The 864-nt window shown below is 56.4% G+C and carries 1 protein-coding gene; it reads left to right on the forward strand.

All coding sequences use genetic code 11. The features are described from left to right. Nucleotides 1–135: 135 nt before the first annotated feature. Entirely contained in the window at nt 136–831 is a 696-nt protein-coding gene (locus ACFHW1_RS28805; RefSeq protein WP_416616732.1) for a hypothetical protein, read from the forward strand. Nucleotides 832–864: the final 33 nt, after the last annotated feature.

Genomic DNA, 864 nt, shown 5'->3' on the forward strand with positions numbered 1-864 from the left:
GGAAACGATCTCCTGTGTCATCGGGCTGCACTTCTACAGGATCGCCTGTGAATAGACCTCAAGACTACGACGGCCTACACGCCAAGTGCGGGTGGTCCGCTGACACTCATAACAACCACTGGGCCTTTGGGGTGGGTGTCGACTCAGGAAGTCGAGCCGGCCTGGGGCATCGCAGCTGCCAATGTAGATGTCAACAATCGCCGCACCGAGTTTGGTTACGATGCCTTGGGTAGGCTGACTAAGGTCTGGCTGCCGAACCGGTCGAAGAGTGGCGGGGCTGACCCGAACGTTGAGTACTCCTACGTGGTGCGGAAGTCCGGCGACGTCAACGCGGTTATCACAAAAGAGATAAATGCTTCCTCGAATTATATCACCACATACGCGTTGTATGATGGTCTGCTTCGCCCACGGCAGACCCAGCGTGCAGGGCTCGCTGGCTCTGGGACAATTTTGACCGAGACTGTCTACGACGCGGCAGGTCGCCCGCATGTTAACAATGACTGGCATCACGTGGCAGGGCTAAGCCCCAGTGCGGACCTTCAGACGATTCTCGAATGGGAGGTCAAGAGTCAGACTGTTATCGAGTATGACCGCGCTAATCGGACTACCGATGTCATCCAACGAACCGCTCCCGGTGTCGAAAAATGGCGAACAACGAAAGAGTATGGCGGTGATCGCGTCTACTTGACGCCGCCAATCGGAGATACGCCGACAACTACTGTCGTCGATGCTCGCGGAAACGTTATAGAGCATCATCAGCACAAGGGAGCCACGACTGCGTACCCCGCAGCCGTCACGACGTATGAGGTCTATTCACAGGCGATCCTGTAGAAGTGCAGCCCGATGACACAGGAGATCGTTTCC

Origin of the sequence: Micromonospora sp. LOL_014, from assembly GCF_048060245.1 — a bacterium.
GTDB lineage: Bacteria > Actinomycetota > Actinomycetes > Mycobacteriales > Micromonosporaceae > Micromonospora_E.